This is a genomic window from Dysgonomonas sp. Marseille-P4677 (assembly GCF_016652235.1).
Lineage (GTDB): Bacteria > Bacteroidota > Bacteroidia > Bacteroidales > Dysgonomonadaceae > Dysgonomonas.
Genome location: NZ_JAEPKU010000015.1, coordinates 1 through 22,579, shown reverse-complemented (window position 1 = coordinate 22,579; position 22,579 = coordinate 1). Strand labels below are relative to the sequence as shown.

20 protein-coding genes are annotated in these 22,579 nt (G+C 35.4%); 7 read left to right on the top strand and 13 right to left on the bottom strand.

The features are described from left to right. The 11 genes from JGH11_RS05090 to JGH11_RS05040 all read right to left on the bottom strand — a co-directional run bounded on the left by JGH11_RS05090 (position 1) and on the right by JGH11_RS05040 (position 9,060). Positions 1-1,128, bottom strand: coding sequence for a glycosyltransferase family 4 protein (locus JGH11_RS05090; protein ID WP_201110489.1), 1,128 nt, complete (start codon positions 1,126-1,128; stop codon positions 1-3). Positions 1,129-1,149: 21 nt separating this feature from the next. Continuing rightward, positions 1,150-2,118 carry an N-acetyl-gamma-glutamyl-phosphate reductase gene (gene argC, locus JGH11_RS05085; RefSeq protein WP_201110488.1) on the bottom strand — a complete coding sequence of 323 codons (969 nt, stop codon included), beginning with the start codon at positions 2,116-2,118 and terminating at the stop codon, positions 1,150-1,152. Positions 2,119-2,346: 228 nt separating this feature from the next. Then, positions 2,347-3,549, bottom strand: a complete 1,203-nt coding sequence (gene argG / locus JGH11_RS05080; protein WP_201110487.1) for an argininosuccinate synthase — start codon at positions 3,547-3,549, stop codon at positions 2,347-2,349. Further along, positions 3,546-4,145, bottom strand: coding sequence for a GNAT family N-acetyltransferase (locus JGH11_RS05075; protein ID WP_201110509.1), 600 nt, complete (start codon positions 4,143-4,145; stop codon positions 3,546-3,548). The genes argG and JGH11_RS05075 overlap by 4 nt, the downstream gene beginning before the upstream one ends. 45 nt (positions 4,146-4,190) lie before the next feature. Then, positions 4,191-4,649 carry an arginine repressor gene (locus JGH11_RS05070; RefSeq protein WP_201110486.1) on the bottom strand — a complete coding sequence of 153 codons (459 nt, stop codon included), beginning with the start codon at positions 4,647-4,649 and terminating at the stop codon, positions 4,191-4,193. A gap of 112 nt (positions 4,650-4,761) precedes the next feature. Continuing rightward, entirely contained in the window at positions 4,762-5,508 is a 747-nt protein-coding gene (locus JGH11_RS05065; RefSeq protein ID WP_201110485.1) for a biotin--[acetyl-CoA-carboxylase] ligase, read from the bottom strand. Positions 5,509-5,515: 7 nt separating this feature from the next. Continuing rightward, a complete protein-coding gene (locus tag JGH11_RS05060; RefSeq protein WP_201110484.1) occupies positions 5,516-5,890 on the bottom strand; it encodes an MmcQ/YjbR family DNA-binding protein in 375 nt (124 codons plus the stop codon). Between the two features lie 5 nt (positions 5,891-5,895). Continuing rightward, positions 5,896-6,261 (bottom strand): YraN family protein, encoded by a 366-nt coding sequence (locus tag JGH11_RS05055; protein WP_201110483.1) that lies wholly within the window; start codon positions 6,259-6,261, stop codon positions 5,896-5,898. Between the two features lie 6 nt (positions 6,262-6,267). Then, the gene (locus tag JGH11_RS05050; RefSeq protein WP_201110482.1) at positions 6,268-6,981 is read right to left on the bottom strand and encodes a 2-phosphosulfolactate phosphatase; all 714 of its coding nucleotides are present in this window, start codon (positions 6,979-6,981) and stop codon (positions 6,268-6,270) included. Then, positions 6,978-7,778: a 3-deoxy-8-phosphooctulonate synthase gene (kdsA, locus tag JGH11_RS05045; protein ID WP_201110481.1), complete on the bottom strand. Its 801-nt coding sequence runs from the start codon at positions 7,776-7,778 to the stop codon at positions 6,978-6,980. The genes JGH11_RS05050 and kdsA overlap by 4 nt, the downstream gene beginning before the upstream one ends. Before the next feature lie 262 nt (positions 7,779-8,040). Continuing rightward, the gene (locus JGH11_RS05040) at positions 8,041-9,060 is read right to left on the bottom strand and encodes a hypothetical protein (protein WP_201110480.1); all 1,020 of its coding nucleotides are present in this window, start codon (positions 9,058-9,060) and stop codon (positions 8,041-8,043) included. Positions 9,061-9,303: 243 nt separating this feature from the next. On the opposite strand from JGH11_RS05040, the gene JGH11_RS05035 reads away from it, so the two are divergent. Beyond that, positions 9,304-10,632 (top strand): PhoH family protein, encoded by a 1,329-nt coding sequence (locus JGH11_RS05035; RefSeq protein ID WP_201110479.1) that lies wholly within the window; start codon positions 9,304-9,306, stop codon positions 10,630-10,632. A gap of 74 nt (positions 10,633-10,706) precedes the next feature. Beyond that, the gene (locus tag JGH11_RS05030; RefSeq protein ID WP_201110478.1) at positions 10,707-11,498 is read left to right on the top strand and encodes a prephenate dehydrogenase/arogenate dehydrogenase family protein; all 792 of its coding nucleotides are present in this window, start codon (positions 10,707-10,709) and stop codon (positions 11,496-11,498) included. A gap of 44 nt (positions 11,499-11,542) precedes the next feature. Here JGH11_RS05030 and JGH11_RS05025 read toward each other — a convergent pair whose 3' ends face one another. Further along, complete coding sequence (locus JGH11_RS05025) at positions 11,543-12,871, bottom strand: glycosyltransferase family 39 protein (protein WP_201110477.1); 1,329 nt, start codon at positions 12,869-12,871, stop codon at positions 11,543-11,545. A 272-nt stretch (positions 12,872-13,143) separates the two neighbouring features. Here JGH11_RS05025 and JGH11_RS05020 point away from each other — a divergent pair, with 272 nt between their 5' ends. The 5 genes from JGH11_RS05020 (at position 13,144) to JGH11_RS05000 (ending at position 21,405) form a co-directional block, all read left to right on the top strand. Next, complete coding sequence (locus JGH11_RS05020; protein WP_201110476.1) at positions 13,144-14,649, top strand: helicase HerA-like domain-containing protein; 1,506 nt, start codon at positions 13,144-13,146, stop codon at positions 14,647-14,649. Between the two features lie 6 nt (positions 14,650-14,655). Beyond that, positions 14,656-15,549: a class I SAM-dependent methyltransferase gene (locus JGH11_RS05015; protein WP_201110475.1), complete on the top strand. Its 894-nt coding sequence runs from the start codon at positions 14,656-14,658 to the stop codon at positions 15,547-15,549. Between the two features lie 3 nt (positions 15,550-15,552). Continuing rightward, positions 15,553-16,653 (top strand): acyltransferase family protein, encoded by a 1,101-nt coding sequence (locus tag JGH11_RS05010; protein WP_201110474.1) that lies wholly within the window; start codon positions 15,553-15,555, stop codon positions 16,651-16,653. 150 nt (positions 16,654-16,803) lie between these two features. Next, entirely contained in the window at positions 16,804-19,467 is a 2,664-nt protein-coding gene (locus JGH11_RS05005) for an AsmA-like C-terminal region-containing protein (RefSeq protein WP_201110473.1), read from the top strand. Positions 19,468-19,635: 168 nt separating this feature from the next. Beyond that, positions 19,636-21,405 carry a VWA domain-containing protein gene (locus JGH11_RS05000; protein ID WP_201110472.1) on the top strand — a complete coding sequence of 590 codons (1,770 nt, stop codon included), beginning with the start codon at positions 19,636-19,638 and terminating at the stop codon, positions 21,403-21,405. Positions 21,406-21,471: 66 nt separating this feature from the next. Here JGH11_RS05000 and JGH11_RS04995 read toward each other — a convergent pair. Next, positions 21,472-22,579: DUF349 domain-containing protein (locus JGH11_RS04995; RefSeq protein WP_201110471.1), on the bottom strand; the 1,108-nt coding region annotated here is incomplete at its 5' end.

The window sequence follows — 22,579 nt, the reverse complement described above, 5'->3', positions numbered from 1 at the left end:
TTATAATCCTTTCATATATTTAATTATGGTATCCATGGCGACATCCCAGTTGAGTCGGGTTTCAAAGTCATTGAATGCAGATAAAGATAATTTATTGTAATAATTTTTATCTGAATATGTATTGTATATGTTTTTTGCATATTCTCTTGGTTTGGCATCTAAATCGAGGATTATTCCATTTAGCTCGTTTTTTACAATAGAAGGAATTCCTCCTGTTTTGGCAGATATACAAGGGACACCCAACGACATAGCTTCACTAAATACTACGCCATAAGCTTCTGCTCTGGATGGTACAAATAAAAAATGACTAGATTGAATCAAGTCCTCTATCTTTTTTAGTCCGTCATTTGTAGCTTTACTTATAAATCCATGATTCTTGATATAAGGTGGGATTTCATTTATCGGAAGTTCGGGAAGACCCACCATATGCAATTCTGTCGGTAATCCCATATCATTTAAGATCTTCACCGCTTCAACAACAATGTCTGCGCCTTTTCGTTGCCATTCTACACCAAGAAAAAGAATTTTACATATTTGTGGATCTCGTTTTTTTATTATATCTTTTATATCATCTAATAATAAACTTCTGTGAATATTTGCTCCAAAAGGAACCACTTTAACTTTTTGAGGATTTATTCCATAGTCGTTTATAGCACTCTCAGCAGCCCAGTGTGAAGAATAGATGGCCAAGTTACAGTTTTCTAGCGATTTGCGTTCGGCTTTAATTCCTTCTTTGATATATCTGGAACAAGCATTGTCGAACCAATTATAATATCCGATCATAGACGAAAAGGTAGAATCTGTGTAAAATACTTTTGGCTGCTTTACATCAAGATAGGTTAATGGGATGGAACTTGGCGAAAATACTATATCTGAGGAAGAAGACATCCTTTTTATTATCTCTTTTGCATAACCTTTTCCTACCTCAGGAGACCTATCGGTATAGTAGACTTTATTACGATTAAATAATCGCCTTTTCAATTTGAGAGATAGGGGATTCACATCTTCCATATTAGTGATGTAGTCCACCGATGCTTTTTTTTCTAGGTTTTTAGCCATGAAAAAAACTGTTCCAGACCAGTATTTAATATCTATTGAAGGGAATGTTGTAGCAAAAGTTATGTTCATATGATCGTGTTTGGAGATAAGTTAAAATGCACTGGCTTTTAATCTTAATCCTGTTGTTTCTTCTAGATCGAAGATTAGGTTCATATTGTGTACAGCCTGTCCCGAAGCTCCTTTTACAAGATTGTCGATGCATGAAAGAATAAGTAACTTATTTCCGTGTTTTTCTAAATGCAGAATACATTTGTTTGTATTTACAACTTGTTTCAAGTCTATATTTTTTTCGGAAATTATAACAAACGGACTGTCTTTATAAAATTCCTGATACAGCTTGTAAGCTTCATCAATAGAATCATTATACTCAAGATAACTAGACACAAAAATACCCCGTGTAAAATTACCTCTAACAGGTATAAAGTTTATATCTTCATCAAAATCAGGATATAGCTTTTCTAAAGATTGACGGATCTCGGCCAAATGTTGATGTTCGAATGCTTTATATACAGATATATTATTTTCTCTCCAACTATAATGGGATGTTGCAGAGGATTTTACACCAGCACCAGTTGAGCCGGTTATAGCGTTTACATGTATTTCGCTATTTAATAGACCCGCCTTGGCCATAGGAAGTAGAGCTAACTGTATTGCAGTTGCAAAACAACCGGGATTAGCGATGTATGAGGCCTTTTTAATTTCTTCTTTATTCAACTCCGGCAATCCATAAATGAAATTATTACCTTCAGCTTTGTGGCGATAGTCTGTTGATAGATCAATTATTTTTAGATGTTTTGACACTTCGTTAGCTTCTAAGAATTTCTTTGTATCTCCATGTGCTGTACAGAAAAATAAAACATCTATTTTGTCGTAAGGTAGTTGATCGGTAAAGCTGATTTCAGTTTCACCCAATAATCCGGAATGTACATCTGTGAGTTTATTTCCGGCATTACTAGTGCTATTTACAAATACCAAATCTACATTCGGATGATTTATTAATATTCTAATTAGTTCTCCGGCAGTATAACCGGCTCCACCTATAATTCCTGCTCTTATCATATTATTTATTATTTCGGGAATTCTTAGAAATGTATCTTTATGGTTCTTAACTTATAGAGAAAACATCAATTTGTTTTCCATAAAAATACTTTATAAAATTTACCTGACTAGTATATTTAACTAAAAAGTGACAAAAGTAACAGTTTATTTGCGTTTTGTTACTGTTACTTTTATCTGCTAAGCCATTCTTTTATGACTATTTATATAGATAATTGGAAAATATATGTATTATTCTTTTCCGTTTTTCTTCTGAACACTATGGAATATTTTAGTAGGAATAGCATATATTTTAGTAAACCCTTTAGCATCATCAGATGTCCAGGCTTTATTAACTTCTCCGTACTCTCCAAAATCTGCTTTCATTAAGTCGAAGTCACTTTCTACGCCAATAAGTGTATAATGATATGGTTGTAATCTGATGCTTACACGTCCGGTTACGTTTTGTTGAGAGCTTGAAAGCATTGCTTCTATGTCCCGCATAACAGGTTCCAAATATTGAGCTTCGTGGAGGAACATGCCATACCAGTTTCCGACTTGATCTTTCCAGTATTGTTGCCATTTGGTTAGTGTATGTTTTTCCAACATTTTATGTGCATTGATGATAACCAATGGTGCAGCAGCTTCAAATCCTACACGCCCCTTGATCCCTATAATTGTATCACCGATGTGCATATCGCGTCCGATAGCATACGCAGAGGTAATTTCTTCTATCTTCTGAATAGCCGTTACTTTGTCTGCATACTTCTCACCGTTTACAGCGACTATTTCACCTTGTTCGAAGTCGAGAGTCAAAACTTCCGATTCATGTTTTGTCAATTGAGATGGATAAGCATTTTCCGGCAGCGTTTGTTCCGATTTCAATGTCTCTTTGCCTCCGATGCTTGTACCCCAAAGACCTTTATTTATTGAATATTCCATTTTTGTGAAATCAGCAACATATCCATGCTCTTTCAGATAGTTGATTTCATATTCACGTGTAAGGAGCATATCGCGGGTAGGAGTAATGATTTCAATCCCCGGTGCTAGCACATCAAAAGTGAGATCGAAACGCACCTGATCGTTTCCTGCTCCAGTGCTACCATGAGCAACGGCATCGGCTCCGATTTCTTTTGCATAATTGATAATGGCAATCGCTTGAAAAATACGTTCCGAGCTTACTGAAATGGGATATGTACCATTACGAAGTACATTTCCGAAGATCATATATTTGATGCTTTTTTCGTAATATTCTTGTGTAATATCAAGGCTAACATGTTTTGCTGCGCCAAGCTTATATGCTTTTTCTTCTACAACTTTGAGTTCTTCAGGAGAAAATCCTCCTGTATTTGCTATTGCTGTGTATACTTCATAGCCCAGATCAGCTGATAAGTATTTTGCACAAAACGATGTATCTAATCCTCCACTAAATGCCAAGACAACTTTCTTCTTCATTTCAATTGCTTTTTTAGGTCTTTTATTAAGTTTTTTATTTCTTTCTTTTCTTTCTGCTTTTCCGGATCGAAAAGCATGGCAGTACAGATACAGTATTTTCTGTCGGTGCGAGTAAGTATATCGTAGTTGACACACCCCTGGCAACCACGCCAGAATGATTCGTCATCCGTCAATTGAGCGAATGTAACAGGTACATAACCTAATTCTGTATTTATTTTCATTACAGCAGCACCGGATGTTAAGCCGAATACTTTTGCATCGGGAAACATCGCTCTGGCGAGAGAAAATGCATATTGCTTTACTTTCTTAGCTAAGCCGTGCTGTCTGAATTTTTCTACAACGATAAGTCCCGAGTTGGCTACAAATTGTTTGTTCCCCCATGACTCTATGTAACAAAAACCTGCAAACTCTTTACCCATGAGCGCTATGATTGCTTTGCCTTCTTTCATCTTCAGCTCCAGATATTCAGGGCTTCTTTTTGCAATACCGGTACCACGTACTTTAGCGGCGGCTTCTATAGTGTCTAAGATGGTTTGTACATATTCTAAATGGCTTTCATTAGCTATTTGTATTGTCAGTTGATCTTGCTGCTCCATTGGCTGTTTTAATACAAGTTCGTCTATATTATTCATTGTTACTTACTATTGGATGTTTTGTATAAATGTAGAAAGGGAAGCAATAACTTGCTCTCTGCTTATATTTTCTCTTGGAATCAGTAATATTGTGTCGTCACCCGCTACTGTACCTAATATATATTCCGATGCTTTACTGTCTATTTCGCTGGCAATGGCCATAGCATATCCGGGGCGGGTTTTCATCACGGCCAGTTGTCCCGAAAATTCGATATTGACAAATCCAATGGCCGAGAGATGAGACATGTCACTTTGATTGCTGTTTAATCCACCTGACATTTGATAAATATATCCGCCCTGAGATGTTGGTAATTTGATTATCTGAAGTTCTTTAATGTCACGCGAAAGAGTAGCTTGTGTAAGTGCAAACCCTTTTTCTGTAAGTATCTTAAGAAGCATGTCTTGACTACTGACATTTACTTCAGCCAATATTTCTTTTATTATTTTATGTCTATATTTTTTAGTCATTTATGTATGAATATGCAATTTTGATGCAAAAATATACATAAATATGCATATTCAAAACTTTTCCAGGATAAAAAAGTCTAAATTCTTAATAAGTACTTATTTCTAGGAGAAGTTAAGAGAGGATATATTTTACTTCTTTGAAAGCAAAACATCTTTCTTCTCCATCTTTAGTTTCTAGTACCAGTATTCCGGAAGGTTTGATATCTTTTATCCTAGCCGTAAAATTGGCTTTTCCATCATTGTATAAATGATAACCATTGTTGCGAAAAAGGATATTTTTATATTGTAGAGCAAGTTCTGCTCTATGTTGTTGTAGTCTTGTATAATAATCAAGTATATAATCTTGTATATCTTGTATCAGATATTGAATATCATAATTCTGTCCTGTTATTTGCTTCAGTGAAATAGGATTTGGAGCATTGCTCCTAAATTCAGTTTGGTTTATATTGATTCCGATACCTATAACAGAGACATCTATTTTATCATTTATCAATGTGCTTTCAATTAATATACCACATAATTTCTTGTCTTGCCAATATATGTCATTTGGCCATTTTATCGTAATATCATCGATGTGTATATTGTCGATCCTAAATCTTATATAATCAGCAATTGCAAGTGAAACTATTTGCGATAAGATGAATTGCTCGTTAGCCTTTATTCTTTTGGGGTAAAGAACAATACTGAATGATAAGTTTTTCTCTTTCTCCGATTCCCAACTGTTTCCTCTTTGTCCTTTACCAGCGGTTTGGAAATTTGTATATACAATAGTCCCTTCTTCTATGGTTTCTTCTACCAAAAGGTTTTTAATATAGTTATTTGTAGAATCGGTTTCTATGAGGTGTATTATTGGAGGCATTTTCGTTTTAGTAGCCGTTAAGTTGATTGTTATACTCTGCTTGTTTTGTCTTAGGTAGTTTTTTTATTACTTCATCTACTGAATGCTGAATGAGTTCTAAAATCATTCTATCGGGAACATCACTTTCTATGACAATTGTGTTCCAATATTTTTTGTTTGAATGATATCCAGGTCTAATTCCGGTATATAATTCGCGTAGATCAATGGCTTTTTCCGGGTCGCATTTCAGACTTAGCCAAAATTCACCATCCCGAGATTCTAGCCCCATGTATGCAAACATCTTATCCATTACTTTATACACCAATGTATCTTCTCCAAAAGGAAAACTCTCGGTTGCTCCTTTGATGGAAAGACAAGCTTCGCGAACTTCTTCTATATTCATAATGACTAATTTATAGGTGCTAAAAAAGCATCGTCGATATGCTCTATTTTAAAAGTTTTTCCAGTCCATATAGCCGAAATTATGTCAAAACGGGCTGGCATATCTATGTCGTATTTTTTGAGGTAGAAATCGGCAGCGGCCACTATTCTTTTTATTTTGTTATTAGAAACTGCCTCTTCTGGATTACCCCACCTATCAGAACTTCTTGTTTTTACTTCTACAAAAACGATATACTCTTCGTTACGGGCAATAATATCAATTTCGTATTTTTCGTTTATCCAATTACGTTCAATTATCTGATACCCTTCTTTCTGTAGAAAATCTACCGCGGTATCTTCTCCTTTTTTTCCTATGTCGTTATGTTCGGCCATATTATTTCAGAGAGCCGTAATTTGTTTTGTTTCTTTATTGTAAATAGGAACTAGGTTTACGGTATCCTCAGTCAGGCAATAATTTACAGAATCTTGCAGATTGTTAGCTTCCAGACGCTTTATATGTTCTGACCGATTGATGTATTCACGAACATCGGATTCAGCCTCCATCCACATAGAAAGAGCTACTTTAGCTGCATCTGAACTAATAGAGTATCCTTTTTGTAGTAGTCTCCAAACCAAAGCTCCTCCAAATAAAGTATCTTCTATATTGAAGCGGTTATTCCATCCTGAGCAAAGCACTATTACATCTTTTTGTTCCTTATTACAAAAATCAGCTATAATACTTATGTTTGAAAATGCCCCGATAATTAAAATATGCGCGTCATTTGCAGCTTCGATAGCCTGTGTGCCATTGGTTGTTGTAAAGACGATTTCTTTATCTTTTACTTTCTCAGGTGTGTAGTCGAACGGAGAATTGCCAAAATCGGCAAAATCACATCGTTTTACATTTCGTTCTGCACCGACCAAATATCCTTTTGCTTTATAATCCTGAGCTTCTTCGATAGAAGCTACGGGTATAATACATTTTGCACCATTTTTTAATGCTGCGCACATCGAGGTTGTGGCTCTGAATATATCTACAACAACGACAATTTTATCGTTGTTGCTTGTATAATAGGGATATAAAGCAGGGGAGAAGCAGACTTCTATTTTCATTCTTTTATTGCTTCTTTAATCCGAATTAGTTTAACCATCAGTCCTTCCAGTTGATCTAGAGGAAGCATGTTTGCCCCGTCGGATAAGGCGTGCGCAGGATCGAAATGTGTTTCTATAAATAAGCCATCTACTCCTGTCGCTATACCGGCTTTACACATTGTTTCTATCAGTTGGGGTTGCCCACCGGTAACACCTGATGCCTGATTGGGCTTTTGCAAACAATGTGTAGCATCTAGAACTACAGGGAAACCAAATTCTTTCATTTCGGGTATTCCACGAAAATCAACAACAAGATCCGAATAACCAAAAGATGTTCCTCTATCGGTGATGATAACATTATTATTGCCTGAGTCTACAACCTTCTGAGCTGCAAACTTCATTCCGTTTGGAGCCAAGAATTGACCTTTTTTTATATTGACGATTTTCCCGGTTTTCGCAGCAGCAATCAGTAAGTCGGTCTGGCGGCACAAGAATGCAGGTATTTGCAGTACATCTACATATTCGGCAGCCATAGCGGCCTCATTAGTTTCGTGTATGTCGGTAACCGTTGGTATACCAAAGGTCTTTCCTACTTTTTGCAATATTTTTAAAGCCTTCTCATCCCCTATACCGGTGAAGGAATCAACACGAGATCGGTTTGCCTTTTTGTATGACCCTTTAAATACATACGGGATATTTAGTTTATCTGTAATAGTTTTTATTTTATCTGCAATGCGAAGAGCCATCTCTTCTCCTTCAATAACACAAGGGCCTGCAAGCAGGAAAAAATTATCATTTTTCAGGTTAGTCAAATCCATATTATAAATAGTATTTTTAATTTCTGAGTATACAAAAGAATTATAGCCTTATTTAAGATTTAGCACCAATAATATTGATCTGTTATACTTAGCTAGCAGATCGCTTTGTGGTTTTAATCTTTATCAAAGATACAAATATTATGTTTTTATATTTGATTTTTGGTAAAGATAGTTTTGTAATACTAGTTCTAATTAGGAGATTATAAATAATGAAGCCCTTGTTAATCTGTCAACAAGGACTTCATTATTTATATTTAATATTTTACTTCTTGATATCACGATATATAATTTTACATTCGATTTTTTGAGATTGAGAAAACATTCGATTTTTCATATATATGTATGGTTCTCCGTTTTTTAATAGCATTAACTCTCTTTCTCTTCCGTTAAAAATACCATATTTACTCATTATATTTAATACATCTTGTTTGTAAGGCATATTACTGTCTTCGACTAATTTGGCTAAGCCATCCCAATCTTCACTGCTCCCTTTTATCCTAAAATAAGATTCAGGGATATTATAGGATCGTTGTAAGTAGTTCTTAAATACAGTTGCTTGTTTCTGTGTGAGTTGTTCATTGTCGAAATATATGCCGTCTATAGAGGTTATTGCATTGATATCTATTTTGATCAATGTAATTTCTTTATTAGCCATTATATAATCCATCATGTTTTTCAGATCATTCAGTTCTTGAGTATTTGCTACCTCTATAGCATTCTTATAGGGATATCTTAGACAAAATATATTAGATTTCAAGGAGTGGTTATCAGCAGTTTCTGTATTCGTAATATTTGGAGACCTGTTCGTTGTAATACCGATAGGCTGATCGTATTCTGCGGTAAGAGCTTTTTTTAGAGTTTCTGTATAATTATACAGCTCAGCTCCACCTATTCGGTTAAGATTTGTTTTTATAATTAGCTTGGAGTCTTCCATCCATGGCTCATAAGGAATATTCGTCCTATAAGTAATGTAGGTGGGACTATTTCCGTCTTTGAGAAAAACGTTTTTATCATTCGACCAATAAAATGTATAATTGTTGCCAATCATAATTATATTGGGAAGGATTGCCGTATTGGTTTCCGATTTAATAATAGGGGTTAGCGTTAAAGAGTCTCCCCGGTTTATGAAATAATCTCTTAGATATAGATGCATGCTTACATGTACATCTTTTTGGTCGAACTTGTATTCAACGTTCTTATATTTGCTGCTTTGCTGAGCGAATAAACCATGTTGAATACAAAATAGAATCAACAAGAGGTTAAAAATATTTCTCTTTTTCATGTTTTTTGCTGTAAAATAACCTTTTGCATTAATTATATCACTTAAATAATTAATGCTGTAAAAAATTAATAAAGGAAAAGAAGATTCATTTCTAGAATGAATTTGAATTTTAATTTGTCTTAACTTGTCTAATTACACCGCATAATATCTTCAAGTGCAAAGGTAATGATTTGTTTTAATAATATTTGTAACTTGAGAACCAAAAGGACTACATTTATTGTTATATAATAAAACAAGATAAGTATGGGCAGAAATAGAAAGAAAAACTTCGTACTGGATACAAATGTAATACTGCACGATTTCAGGTGTTTAGATAATTTTGAGGAGAATGATATATACCTTCCGATAGTAGTTCTTGAAGAGCTGGATAAATTTAAAAAGGGTAATGATCAGATCAATTATAATGCACGTGAATTTCTACGCCAGCTAGACTCCATAACAGATGATAATCTTTTCACCAAAGGGACTTCTTTAGGCAATGGTATGGGGAATCTTTTTGTGGAAACAGGGATTAAAGCTCAAGAAAGAGTTTTGCAAATGTTTCCCGAACGAATTCCCGATCATCGTATATTATCTGCTGTACTGGAGATATCTGAGAGAGATAAGAATAAAACAATACTTGTAACGAAAGATATTAATCTAAGGATGAAGGCTCGGGCTATTGGCCTTATCGCAGAGGATTATATCAATGATAAGGTTGCTGATGTTTTTATTTTCGAAAAGCAGCATAAGACTTTTACAGACATGGACGCTTCTCTTATCGATAGTCTTTATGCAAATGCAGACGGTGTAGATATTAAAGAGTTTGATTTGGAATCGCCGGTAATACCCAATGAGTGTTTTGTGATGAAGAACGGACGAAAAAGTGTTTTGGCTCGTTACAACCCTTTTACGAATAAGATAAAACGGATAGATAAGCAAGTTGCTTACGGAATTCAACCTCGTAATGCAGAGCAAACATTTGCAATGGAGGTTTTATGTGATCCGGATATAAAGTTGGTTGCATTGACTGGAAAAGCTGGAACAGGAAAGACATTGCTGGCTTTGGCATCGGCGCTTAAACAGAGTGAAGATTTTGATCAGATATTATTAGCTCGGCCTATTGTTGCATTAGGCAACAAGGAGTTAGGGTTTTTACCGGGAGACGAGAAGCAAAAGATAGCACCGTATATGCAGCCTCTTTTCGATAATTTATTGGTTATAAAAAATAATATCCCTTACGGAGGATCTGAGTCTCGGAATATTGAAGAAATGCAGAAAACAAAGAAACTTGAAATAGAAGCATTAGCATATATTCGTGGACGAAGTTTGTCAGAGATGATATGTATTATAGATGAGGCTCAAAATCTGACTCCTCACGAAATAAAGACAATTATTACGCGGGCCGGAGAAGGTACAAAAATGATATTTACTGGAGATCTTCAGCAAATAGATTCTCCATATCTCGACGCTCAATCTAATGGGTTAGCTTATATGATAGATAAAATGAGCGGACAGGATTTATTTGCTCATGTCAATCTGGTGAAAGGGGAGAGAAGCCGTTTATCGGAGGTTGCTAGTACTTTGTTGTAAGGCGTAAATTATTTTTTATAAGATGATAGATTATTTCATATTCTTGTATCTTTGCAGCAGAAAATAAAAAAGATATGAGAATTTTGATACTCGGTGCCGGAAAAATGGGATCTTTTTTTGGCGATGTTTTAAGTTTCGATCACGAACTGGCTGTATTTGATGTAGACCCTCAAAAGTTGAGATTTATATACAATACAGTACGGATGAGTGATCCAAGGGAGATTGCCGATTTCAATCCGGAGTTGGTTATCAATGCAGCTACGGTAAAGTATACGATTGATGCTTTTAAAACGATATTGCCTTATATTAGTAAAGATTGTATAATCTCTGATATTGCATCTGTGAAAACAGGGTTGAAAGAATTTTATGCAACAGTAGACCAACCGTTTGCTTCATCACATCCTATGTTTGGCCCTACTTTTGCAGATTTACGCAATCTGAGCACTCAAAGTGCTATTGTCATATCAGAATCAAGCCCTAAAGGAAAAGAGTTTTTCTTAAATTTATATAATAGCCTCAACCTGAGAGTATTTGAATACACCTTTGAAGAGCATGACGAGACTATTGCGTATTCTCTTTCTATTCCTTTTGCTTCTACTCTTGTCTTTACTTCGGTAATGAAACATCAGGAAGCTCCGGGCACAACATTTAAGCGTCATATGGATATTGCTAAAGGATTGCTTTCCGAAGATGATTACTTGTTGACCGAAATATTATTCAATCCATACACACCTGCACAGGTAGAAGGCATTCGTAAAGAGCTTAAATTACTTTTAGAGATAATAGAGAACAAAGATAGTACTGCTATGTTACAATTTCTGACTAAAGCCAGACAGAATATTGCAGATAAAGAGTTGGATAAGTAAAGTAATCTTATTAAGAATAAAGAGTAAAGCTGCATTTTGATAGTTCAAGATGTAGCTTTTTGTTTTGACCTATATCTGGTATATTCTAAAATATTAATTATGACAGATGTTATCATTAGAATCTCGAATGGGTAGCTGAATCGGGAGTTTGTGCCGTATGTGGCAAAGGCTTGAAGTATTGATGCTGCAAAGACTACAATTGTTATAATCATAGGGGGCGCGATTACTTTTCGTCTAAAGGCAATAAAAATATTATATGGAATCAATAGAACGAAAATCATTTTCACAAGTTGTAACAATACTCGTTCCATATAGCAAATATAGAGAATGACATTGCTAGCCTGAGGTACAGAAAAACTATAAGCTTCCCAATAAAGAGATGTTTTCCAAAAGTCGCGCCACGAAATAGAGACTTGTTCCAAGTATTTAATAGGGTTCTTCTTAATTGTAGCAATGCTGTAGTCATATAATTTTTTTGACAAGTCGGGAAAAGATAAATCTGTTTTTGCTACTAATTCAGGGTAAGCTTCCCAAATAGTCATCGCAACTTCTTTTTCTTTAGGATCATCATATCTGTAGCTTGCATAGATGTCTCCTATTTCTTGATATTCGGGTGTTGTGTTTTCTGAGAACCAAACACAGTTTTGAGCAATATTGAAACCATAAAAAGTGGAGGATGTAAAGTATCCTGTATTTATTTTGTTTACATAAGACCAGCCAAGAAAAATGGATATAGGAATAATTATGACTAAAAGATATTTACTGATAATCGTTTTTATTGACTTATGATTGTGAAATATTAATATCATAAACAATAAGCAAGCAAGATATATGTAAAACATTTTTATCATAACCAGATATCCACATAGCAAGGCTAACCATATATAATGTTTCGTTTCAGATTTATCATTCTGTATAATGCCAAAGAATATATAGAATATAAGTGTTATAATTAGTAAAGTGAGACTTTCGGTAAGAATTGCGAACTCAAAAAAAATAGATGGCAGATAACATGCCAGAATTAATGTAATGGTTAATGCTAATTGCCGTTTTGCTCCGCCTAATATTAGAGTCTTATAGGCAAATATTAGCGTACATACGCCCATTGCTGATTGGAGTAGTACTGTGATAATATTAGATATACCATTGATAGATAGAAATAGGGGATAACCCGGAGGTCTTTCTCCTTGATAACCTGCTAAATCGAAATTCAACAGGCGTTCTGCTAAATTGATGTAATCTTTACTATCGGGATATAAGGTAATATGTCCATACAAAATTGCAATTATAATACGTATGAATACACCTATGATGATAATCGTTTTTATAGGATTATCATTACACCATATCCATATTTTGCTACTCTGTTTCAATTTATAATTTAAATTGTTTTTTGTAAAACATTTTGAAGTCTAATTCTGTTTGCCAAGGTATAATAATTCTATAAAATATACTGTGGAAAATGGAGATATTTTATTTGCTTTTACTATTAGCCTTGCATGTTGAAAGAAAAGTATGCCAAACTGAAGGTACAATTATCAGGGATTTAAATAAATGATTACTTTTGTTCTATAATTCACGAACTTTTTTTCGTTCTAAGTTTTCTAATAATAAAATATATTGGGAACATCTAAATTGAAAAGCAATGTTTGATAATGAGAAAAGAGCTTTTATAGCCATATCGGAAGGTAAAGAAGTTTGCTTGATACCCAAAATGGCAAACCGTCATGGATTAATAACCGGTGCTACAGGGACAGGTAAAACAGTGACATTACAAACTATGGCAGAGACATTCAGCCAAATGGGAGTGCCTGTGTTTGCGGCCGATATAAAAGGTGACTTGTCGGGTGTTGCAGCTCTCGGAGGAAATAAAGAAAGTGTAACCCAGCGTGTAGAGTCTTATCAATTGGGTGAAAAAGGATTTAAATTTCAAGCTTTTCCGGTGCAGTTTTGGGATGTGTTCGGAGAACAAGGAACTCCTATCAGAGCGACAGTCGCAGATATGGGGCCATTGCTGCTGAGTCGCTTGTTGTCGTTAAACGACACTCAGTCGGCTGTCTTAACTATTATATTCAAGATAGCAAAAGATGAATCTTTAGAAATTATTGATTTGAAAGATTTGCAAAAACTATTGGAATATGTAGGTAATAATTCAAATAAATTTACAACATCATACGGAAATATATCTACAGCCAGTATCGGAGCTATTCAACGTGGATTGATAACATTGGAGCATGATGGGGCGGATCAGTTCTTTGGAGAACCGAATCTTAATATAGATGATCTTATTCAGACAGAAGGGGATAAGGGAGTCATAAATATTCTGGCAGCGGATAAGTTGATGAATTCGCCGAAAGTTTATACAACCTTTCTCATGTGGTTGATGACAAAGCTGTTTGAAGTAATGCCCGAAGTCGGAGACCCGGATAAGCCAAAGATGGTTTTCTTCTTTGATGAAGCGCATCTGCTATTCTCAGATGCTCCAAAAGCGTTGTTAGAAAAAATAGAACAGGTCGTACGTCTTATTCGCTCGAAAGGAATAGGTGTTTATTTCATTTCCCAAACTCCGGCTGATATTCCCGATTCCGTATTGGGACAGTTAGGGAATAGGGTTCAGCACGCCCTACGTGCGTATACACCTAAAGATCAAAAAGCTGTTAAGGTTGCAGCTCAGACTTTCCGTGCTAATCCTAAATTTGATACCGAAACCGTTATATCTGAGCTTGGTACAGGTGAGGCCTTAGTCTCGTTTCTTGACGAGAAAGGACGGCCTAACGAAGTTGAAAGAGCTTTTATTCTACCTCCTCAAGGACAAATAGGACCTCTCGATATAGCAGAACGTAAGAAGATGACAGAAACATCACTTCTATACAGGCACTACGCAGAAGCACAAGATCGGGCATCAGCTTACGAAATCTTGACAGAACGCTTGCAAGGAACCCTGAGCGAAAAAGAACAGGCTGCACAAGCCAAAGCCGAAGCCAAAGCTCAGAAGGAACAGGAGAAGTTACAAAAAGAACAAGAAAAGATTGCACGTCAGGAAGCTGTTCAGCGAAAACGCTTTTGGGGAACTATAGCTACAGGAGTTGTTGTTCCATTAGCAAAACAATTTATCAGTACTTTCTTTAAAGGATCATCGAAAAAGAAATAAATATTAATGCAATTATTAAAACCTCAACACTGGATCGACTACGAACTGATCGATTCGGGAGAATACGAAAAACTTGAACGATTTGGTAAATATATTATCCGTCGTCCCGAACCACAGGCTGTTTGGCGTAAATCGCTATCCGAATACGAGTGGGAAAGCCGGTCTGATGCTACATTTAAACGTGAAAAAGGGAAGACCTCCCAAGATGGCAATGACAAAGGAATATGGGTGCAAAAGAAGGGTATGCCAGATCAATGGTTCATAAATTATAAGTACAAAGGGATGGCTCTCAAATTTAGATTGGGTTTGACTTCTTTTAAGCATGTAGGTATTTTTCCTGAGCAGTCCGAAAATTGGAACTTTATTTATGATACAATTAAAGGTATAACTGTAGACGAACCTAAGGTTCTAAACCTCTTTGCATATACCGGAGGTGCATCTATTGCGGCAAAAAGTGCCGGGGCGGATGTTACCCATGTCGATTCTGTTCGTCAGGTAATTACATGGTCTCGGGAGAATATGGAAGCCTCGGAGTTGGATAATATTCGTTGGATTGTCGAAGACGCTCTGAAGTTTTGTCGTAGAGAAGTTAAGCGTGAAAAAAAATATAATGGAATTATACTCGATCCACCCGCATATGGTCGTGGGCCCGATGGCGAACGTTGGATATTAGAGGAGAATATATCCGAATTAATGTCATTGTGCAGTAGTTTGCTGGAAGACAAGAATTCTTTCCTCATACTTAATCTATATTCGATGGGTTTCTCGGCTGTGATTGCAGAAAACTTAATTAAAGACTATTTCCCGGAGGTAAAGGATTGTCAGTTTGGAGAGTTAATTATACCGGAGCGGTTGGGAAAAAATCTCCCATTGAGTGTATATGCGCGGTTTAAGAAATAACTAATGAAAATATCCTTATACAATCTTTCCAAAAACCAAATTACCTTGGCGAAAGGCTTGGGTATGCTTGCTATTGTTTTACACAATTTTTTTCATTGGACTAATTCTATAGGAGAAAATGAATTTGTATTTAAAAGTAGTCATATTCAAGGATTGATAGATACCGTTGCAAATGATCCTCTTTCATTGATAAATGCTTGCTTTACTTATTTCGGTCATTTTGGAGTACAAATATTTATTTTTGCTAGTGGTTATGGCTTAGTAAAGCAGTTTATGAAGAGGGAGCCTTCATCGTATATGGTTTATATTTTACCTAAGATTATTAAAATATATGGATTGATTCTTTTTGGTTTGGCTTGTTATTTTCTCCTTCTTTACCGTATCAATGTTATTTCGGTAGATTTGTATTTAGAATTTGTCAAATCCTCTCTTTTATTATGCAATAACTTTTCTTTCGATACGCTGTTTTTTTATCCCTATGCTGGTCCGTGGTGGTATTTTGGATTTATAATTCAGCTCTATCTGATATTTCCTATCTTATATTATTTGTTGGATAAATATAAAGAGAAAGGATTCTTCATTTTGATTGGCTTCAGTTACTTATTGATCTATGGCCTATATCCAATCTTTAATACTTTAAATATCCCGTTGTTTGCTAATTTTATAGGACATCTGCCTGAATTTATCTTAGCGATGGGATTTGCTATGTTTAAAGAGTTTAGGTTAGATTATAAAATTGTATTGCCGGCTCTTTTATTATTTGTTTTATCCAATTTTTCTCAATATTTCTTTCCTTTTAGTTTTGCTTCGGCAACTGTTCTGATATTATATGTATGCTATCCGATATACAATAATTCTTCTAAGATTATTCAGAAATCGTTGTTCTTTATTGGAAGTATTAGTATGTTCATGTTCTTAATTAATGGTCCATTGCGAGCGTATACCATTAGATATGTTTATGGAAAAGATCAGCCTGATGTATTATTGTTGGCCTTAGAACACCTGCTTTTGACTATTGTGATATCATTTGCAATGTCTCTTTTTTATAATAAGTTAATTGAACCGATGCTGGACAAGCTAACAAGGTCGATAAAAGAGAACTAAAGTAATATATAGTTACATTTACTCGATTGTATTTCTGCCATATTCAAAAAAACACTAACTTTGAGCTATATTCTTAACAAACAAAAGAAAACAAAAACACAAATTTTACGTTTAAAAATTAAACGAAAAATTACGTAAATCAATAAAATTATGAAGAAAGGACTAACTATTGTTGGTGTTATACTAGCTGTTATTATTGTAGCTATGATAGCTATCCCATTCTTGTTTAAAGGCAAGATAAAAGATGCTGTATTGAGTGCAGCAAACGAGCAGTTGAATGCTAAAGTAGATATCAAAGATTTTGGATTAAATCTGTTCTCTAACTTTCCGAATGCTACATTGTCTCTTGATGATGCAACAGTAATTGGGGTAGGAGATTTTGAAAAGGATACTTTATTGCAGGCCCAATCGGCAAGTGTGACCATCGACTTGATGAGTTTGTTCGGCAGTAATTATAATATCTCTAAAATTAATTTAGATAAGGCTTCAGTATATGCTAAGATATTGGCAGATGGCAGGGTTAACTACGATATAATGAAGGTTGACTCTACTGCTACTGTTGAAGCAGAGAGCGAAACTCCTTTCAAACTGAACCTGAAGAAAGTATCCTTAAATGACTGTAATGTTGTGTATCAGGATGATTCTACAAAAATGAAAGTTGTTTTAAATAAGTGGAATGGTGAGATATCAGGAGACTTTTCTGCTAGTGAAACTACTCTTAAAACGAGTTCAACAATAGATGAGGTTTCGTTTATTATGGATGGTATCCCTTATTTGAACAGGGTAAAGGCTATTGCTAAAGCAACAGTGAATGCCAATCTTGATAATATGAAATTTACTTTCACCGAAAGCGATCTACAGCTAAACGAGTTGAAAGCTTCTATAGACGGGTCTTTTGCAATGGTGGGTAAGGATTATGAAGGAATGGACTTCGACCTGAAACTAAATGCGCCCGATACACAGTTCAAAGATATTTTATCTTTACTTCCTGCTATGTATACAGCCGATTTCAAAGATGTGAAGACATCAGGTACGGCTTCTTTAGATGCTTATATCAAAGGGTTGATGCAAGATGAAACGTATCCTGCATTCGATGTGAAAATTTTGGTAAATAATGCTATGTTCCAATATCCATCTTTGCCAAAATCAGTAAATGATATTAATGTTGCTATAGCTGTAAATAGTAAAGGTGGATCGTTAGATAACACAGTAATCGATATTAGTAAGTTTAGTTTCAATCTGGGGGGTAATCCATTCAGTGGAAACCTGAACATTACGACTCCAATGAGCGATCCTAATTTGAAGGCTCATGCTAATGGAACAATCAATCTGGGTATGATAAAAGAAGTATATCCATTAGAAAAAGGTACTGAGCTGAATGGAACGATTGCAGCTGATCTCAATATTGCCACAAGAATGTCGGCTATAGAGAAAGAACAATATGAGAATGTATCTGCTTCAGGTAGTCTGAAACTAAGCAATATGGTATATAAGGGAGCTGATATGCCTGAGGTATTGATAAATAATGCTGCTCTTGAGTTTACACCTCGTTATGTAAATCTTCCTGCATTAGATGTGAAGATAGGGAAGAATGATATTTCAGCGAATGGACGTTTAGAAAACTTTATTGCTTATGCTTTGAAAGACCAGACTTTGAAAGGTCAATTAAATATTAAATCGAATTATCTGAATGCTAACGATTTTATCAGTAGCGAGACATCAGGTGCAGCTGCAGATACTACAGCTACATCGGAGGATATTATTATACCAAAGAATATAGATTTTACGTTAAATGCTGCTCTTAATCAGATTGTGTATGGTAAAATGAATATCACCAATATGGTAGGAGCTATGACTGTAAGAAACGGTATACTTACATTGAATAATGTAGGCGCAAATGCTTTAGGAGGCTCATGTAAAGTTAGTGGTTCATACAATACATCTGACCCTAAGACTCCAAAAGTAGATTTTGATATAGCACTATCAAAAGTGTCGTTTGCCGAAACATTTAAGTCAGTAGAATCTATTCAGAAGTTTGCCCCGATATTCGAAAACCTACTTGGTACTTATTCTATGAATCTGAAGTTTAATACATCACTTGGCCAATCTATTATGCAAACATTAGCCAGTCTTACCGGTAGTGGAGCTTTGCAGACCAGTGATATCAAGGTGCAGAATGTAGCAGCATTAACTGCTTTATCTTCTGCTCTGAAAACCGATGCTCTGAAAACGATATCCCCTAAAGATTTAAATTTACCGTTTTCTATTGATAATGGTAAGTTAATAACAAAACCATTTAATATTAATATAGGTAATGGCGGAATGATGAAGTTGGAAGGTTCGACAGGACTAGATCAAAGCATCAATTATAAAGGAACTGTAACCTTACCTAAATCAATGGCTAATAATTTTATTAATAATGTTCCGATTACAATAGGTGGTACTTTCTCAAATCCTAAGATTGGTGTAGATACTAAAGGTCTATTGACTGACGCCGCTTCATCTTTGGCTAATCAATTGCTTGGAGGAAAAGATGGGGATGCCTCGGCTTCATTATCTGAAGAAAAAGCAAAACAGATAGAAAAACTAAGAACAGAAGCGGATAATACAGCTAAAAAACTTGTTGAAGAAGCTGAAAAACAATCACAAGCCTTAGTCGATAAAGCAGGAAGTAACCCATTAGCAAAAACTGCAGCTAAGGCGGCCGGGAAAAAATTGGTTCAAGAAGCTGAAAAGCAAGGCCAGAACTTAAGAAATAAAGCTGAAGAGCAAATAAAGAAACTGGAAGGTTCGGAAGCGGCTCCAGCAGAATAAAAAATATTTAATTCTCTTTTTGAAAAGTACCTCAGCTATATAATGTTGAGGTACTTTTCTTTTTAGGGTGGGGCTGTTTTCTTTGATGTAATTATGGAATAAGAGATTTTTTTGATCTATGTATTAAACGTTGAATTATTAAAATTATTAACTTAATACAAATAGATTATGAAAACATACAAATTGGGAATCTTTCTTCTATCCGGATTATTCTTTTTCTCATGTGGCGGAAATAAACAAAAGACTTCGACAGATGAGGCTTATATGGTATTAGAAAATATTCAGGTTGAGGAGGAGTTACCACCGCCACCAATGATGGCAAATCAGAAATTTGTGCCACCTGTAATTGCTCCTGATGAAAAGGAAATGGTAAGTGTTGAAAATATTGTGGGATGTGATGATAAACAGGCGATAAGTATAGCTGAATTGAAGGAACATAAAATGATAGTCGCTGAAGAGGCGCCTCAGATCTTTTGTTATATAGCACCCTCTCAGTATGATAGGCAAAAGAACGAAGAGTATAGTCAGTTTGCAGAAAATACGTTTCGTATTGCTAGAGAAGAACCACTTTCTACATTTTCAGTAGATGTAGATGCTGCGTCATATAGTAATATGCGGAGATTTATAAATAAGGGAGAGTTACCGTATAAAGATGCTGTGCGTATAGAGGAGCTGATTAATTATTTTAGTTATAACTATCCCGAACCAACGGGCGATGATCCCGTCAAGATAACCACCGAAGTTGGATCTTGTCCGTGGAATACCCAAAATCGTTTGGTGAGGATTGGTTTAAAAGCTAAAAGTATGGCTTCGGATAATTTGCCTGCGTCTAATTTTGTATTTCTTATAGATGTATCAGGGTCTATGGAAGGACCTACTCGTCTGGATTTAGTTAAGTCATCCTTAAAGCTGTTGGTTAATAATCTTCGGAGCAAAGATCGTGTAGCTATTGTTGTTTATGCAGGTTCGGCAGGAGAGGTGCTTCCGTCCACTTCGGGAGAGAATAAACAAAGGATAAGAGAAGCTTTGAACGATCTATCGGCTGGTGGTTCTACCGCCGGAGGAGAAGGGATTCAGTTGGCATATAAGATAGCCAAGAAAAACTTTATAAAAGGTGGCAATAACCGTATTATCCTTTGTACAGACGGAGATTTTAATGTAGGAGTATCAAGTAATGAAGGTTTGCAAAAATTGATTGAGAACGAGCGCAAAACAGGCGTCTTCTTATCAATATTAGGTTACGGAATGGGTAATTATAAAGATAGTAAGATGCAAACTCTTGCACAGGCAGGTAATGGCAATCATGCGTACATTGATAATCTACAGGAAGCAAATAAGGTTTTGGTAAATGAGTTTGGTGCTACTATGTATACTGTAGCAAAAGATGTCAAGCTACAAATAGAATTTAATCCCGCGAATGTCCAGGCATATAGGTTAGTTGGGTATGAAACACGTCTGCTGAATAAAGAAGATTTTAATGATGATACAAAAGATGCTGGCGAAATGGGTGCAGGCCATACCGTTACTGCCTTCTACGAAATTATACCTGTCGGTATAAAAACTAACCTTCTGGGGAATGTTGATCCTCTAAAATATCAGGACGAAGCCAAAACTCCAATTCAAAAACAGATAAACTCCAGTTTTCACCCGGATTTATTAACAGTGAAGTTGAGGTATAAACAACCCAATGGAGATACAAGCAAGAAAATAGAAGTACCATTAATTGATAATAAGAGAGATGAAGTATCTGATGATTTCCGTTTTGCGTCTGCCGTAGCTATGTTTGGACAAGTAATGAAAGATTCTCAATATAAAGGTGATGGATCGTTCGATAAAGCAATATTGCTGGCTCGATCAGGATATAGTAATGATAGTCAGGGGTATCGCCGCGAATTTGTACGATTGATGGAGACTGCTAAAGGATTAACTAAAAACTAAAATTAAAGAATGTCAGTATACAAAAATGGAGTCTTATTTTTTAGACTCCATTTTTTGTTTTGTATTTTATTTCTCCAGTTCATTTAGACTTTCATCGATAGCTTCGATCTTCTTAACGAGTAAATCCATCTCATTTTTTAGATTTTCTATCTTATGAGTGATATCTTTCAATAATCCACCTCCACCTTTAGATGATACAGAAAGGAAGTTCATATTATTCTCATATGTTTGAAGATCGGTCTTCACCTTATTGTACTGATGCATAAGATGATCTCTTTCTTTATATAATATTTTCTTAGGATTATCCTGTCTGGCTGCATCTTTTACATTCGATTTGAAAGCCTCGAACCTACGTTCTGTCTTATCTATTTTAAGTCGGTCGTAATGAGCGTCAACTGCCTCATGGAACTCTTTATAGATTTTGTCTTTCTCTTTGAACGGAACAAATCCTATTTTATGCCATTCATCGGCAAGAGTACGTACCTGCGCAATTAGTTCAGACGATTCTAGTGATTGATCTACATTCTTTATTTTTTCGATAATTTCTTTTTTCGCTGTTAGATTCTCTAACTCTTCTCCTTTTTGTGAAGATTCGTTTTTCTTCTTTTGCTCAAAGAAATAATCACAAGCGTTTACAAATTCTTTCCAGATTGCATCCGAATATTTACGAGGAACAGGTCCTATCGTTTTCCATTCTCTTTGTATGGCAATCAATTTATCAGCTGTTGATCTCCACTCTGTACTATCTTTCAGCATTTTTGCTTGTTCGCATAATGAGCGTTTCTTTTCCAGATTAATATCCATCTCATCACGCACACCTCTAAAGAATTCACTTTTCTTTTCAAAAAAAGCATCGCATAATCCACGGAATTCTTCAAATATTTGAGTATTTACTTTTTTAGGGACAAAGCCGATAGTTTTCCATTTAGCTTGCAACTCAATAACCTCTTTGCTTTTTTCATCCCATTCTTTGAATGACGTAAGAGCAGAGTAATCGATTGCTTTCAAAGCTTCACAAATGGCCGTTTTTTCTGCTAGATTTTCTTCCTCTTTACCTTTTAATGATTCGAAGTGGGTTTGGTATTCTTTATTGATAGCTGTCGAAGCATCTTTAAATTTTGTCCAGACTTCCTCACGCAATTCTCTTGCAACAGGACCTATCTCGCGCCATTGC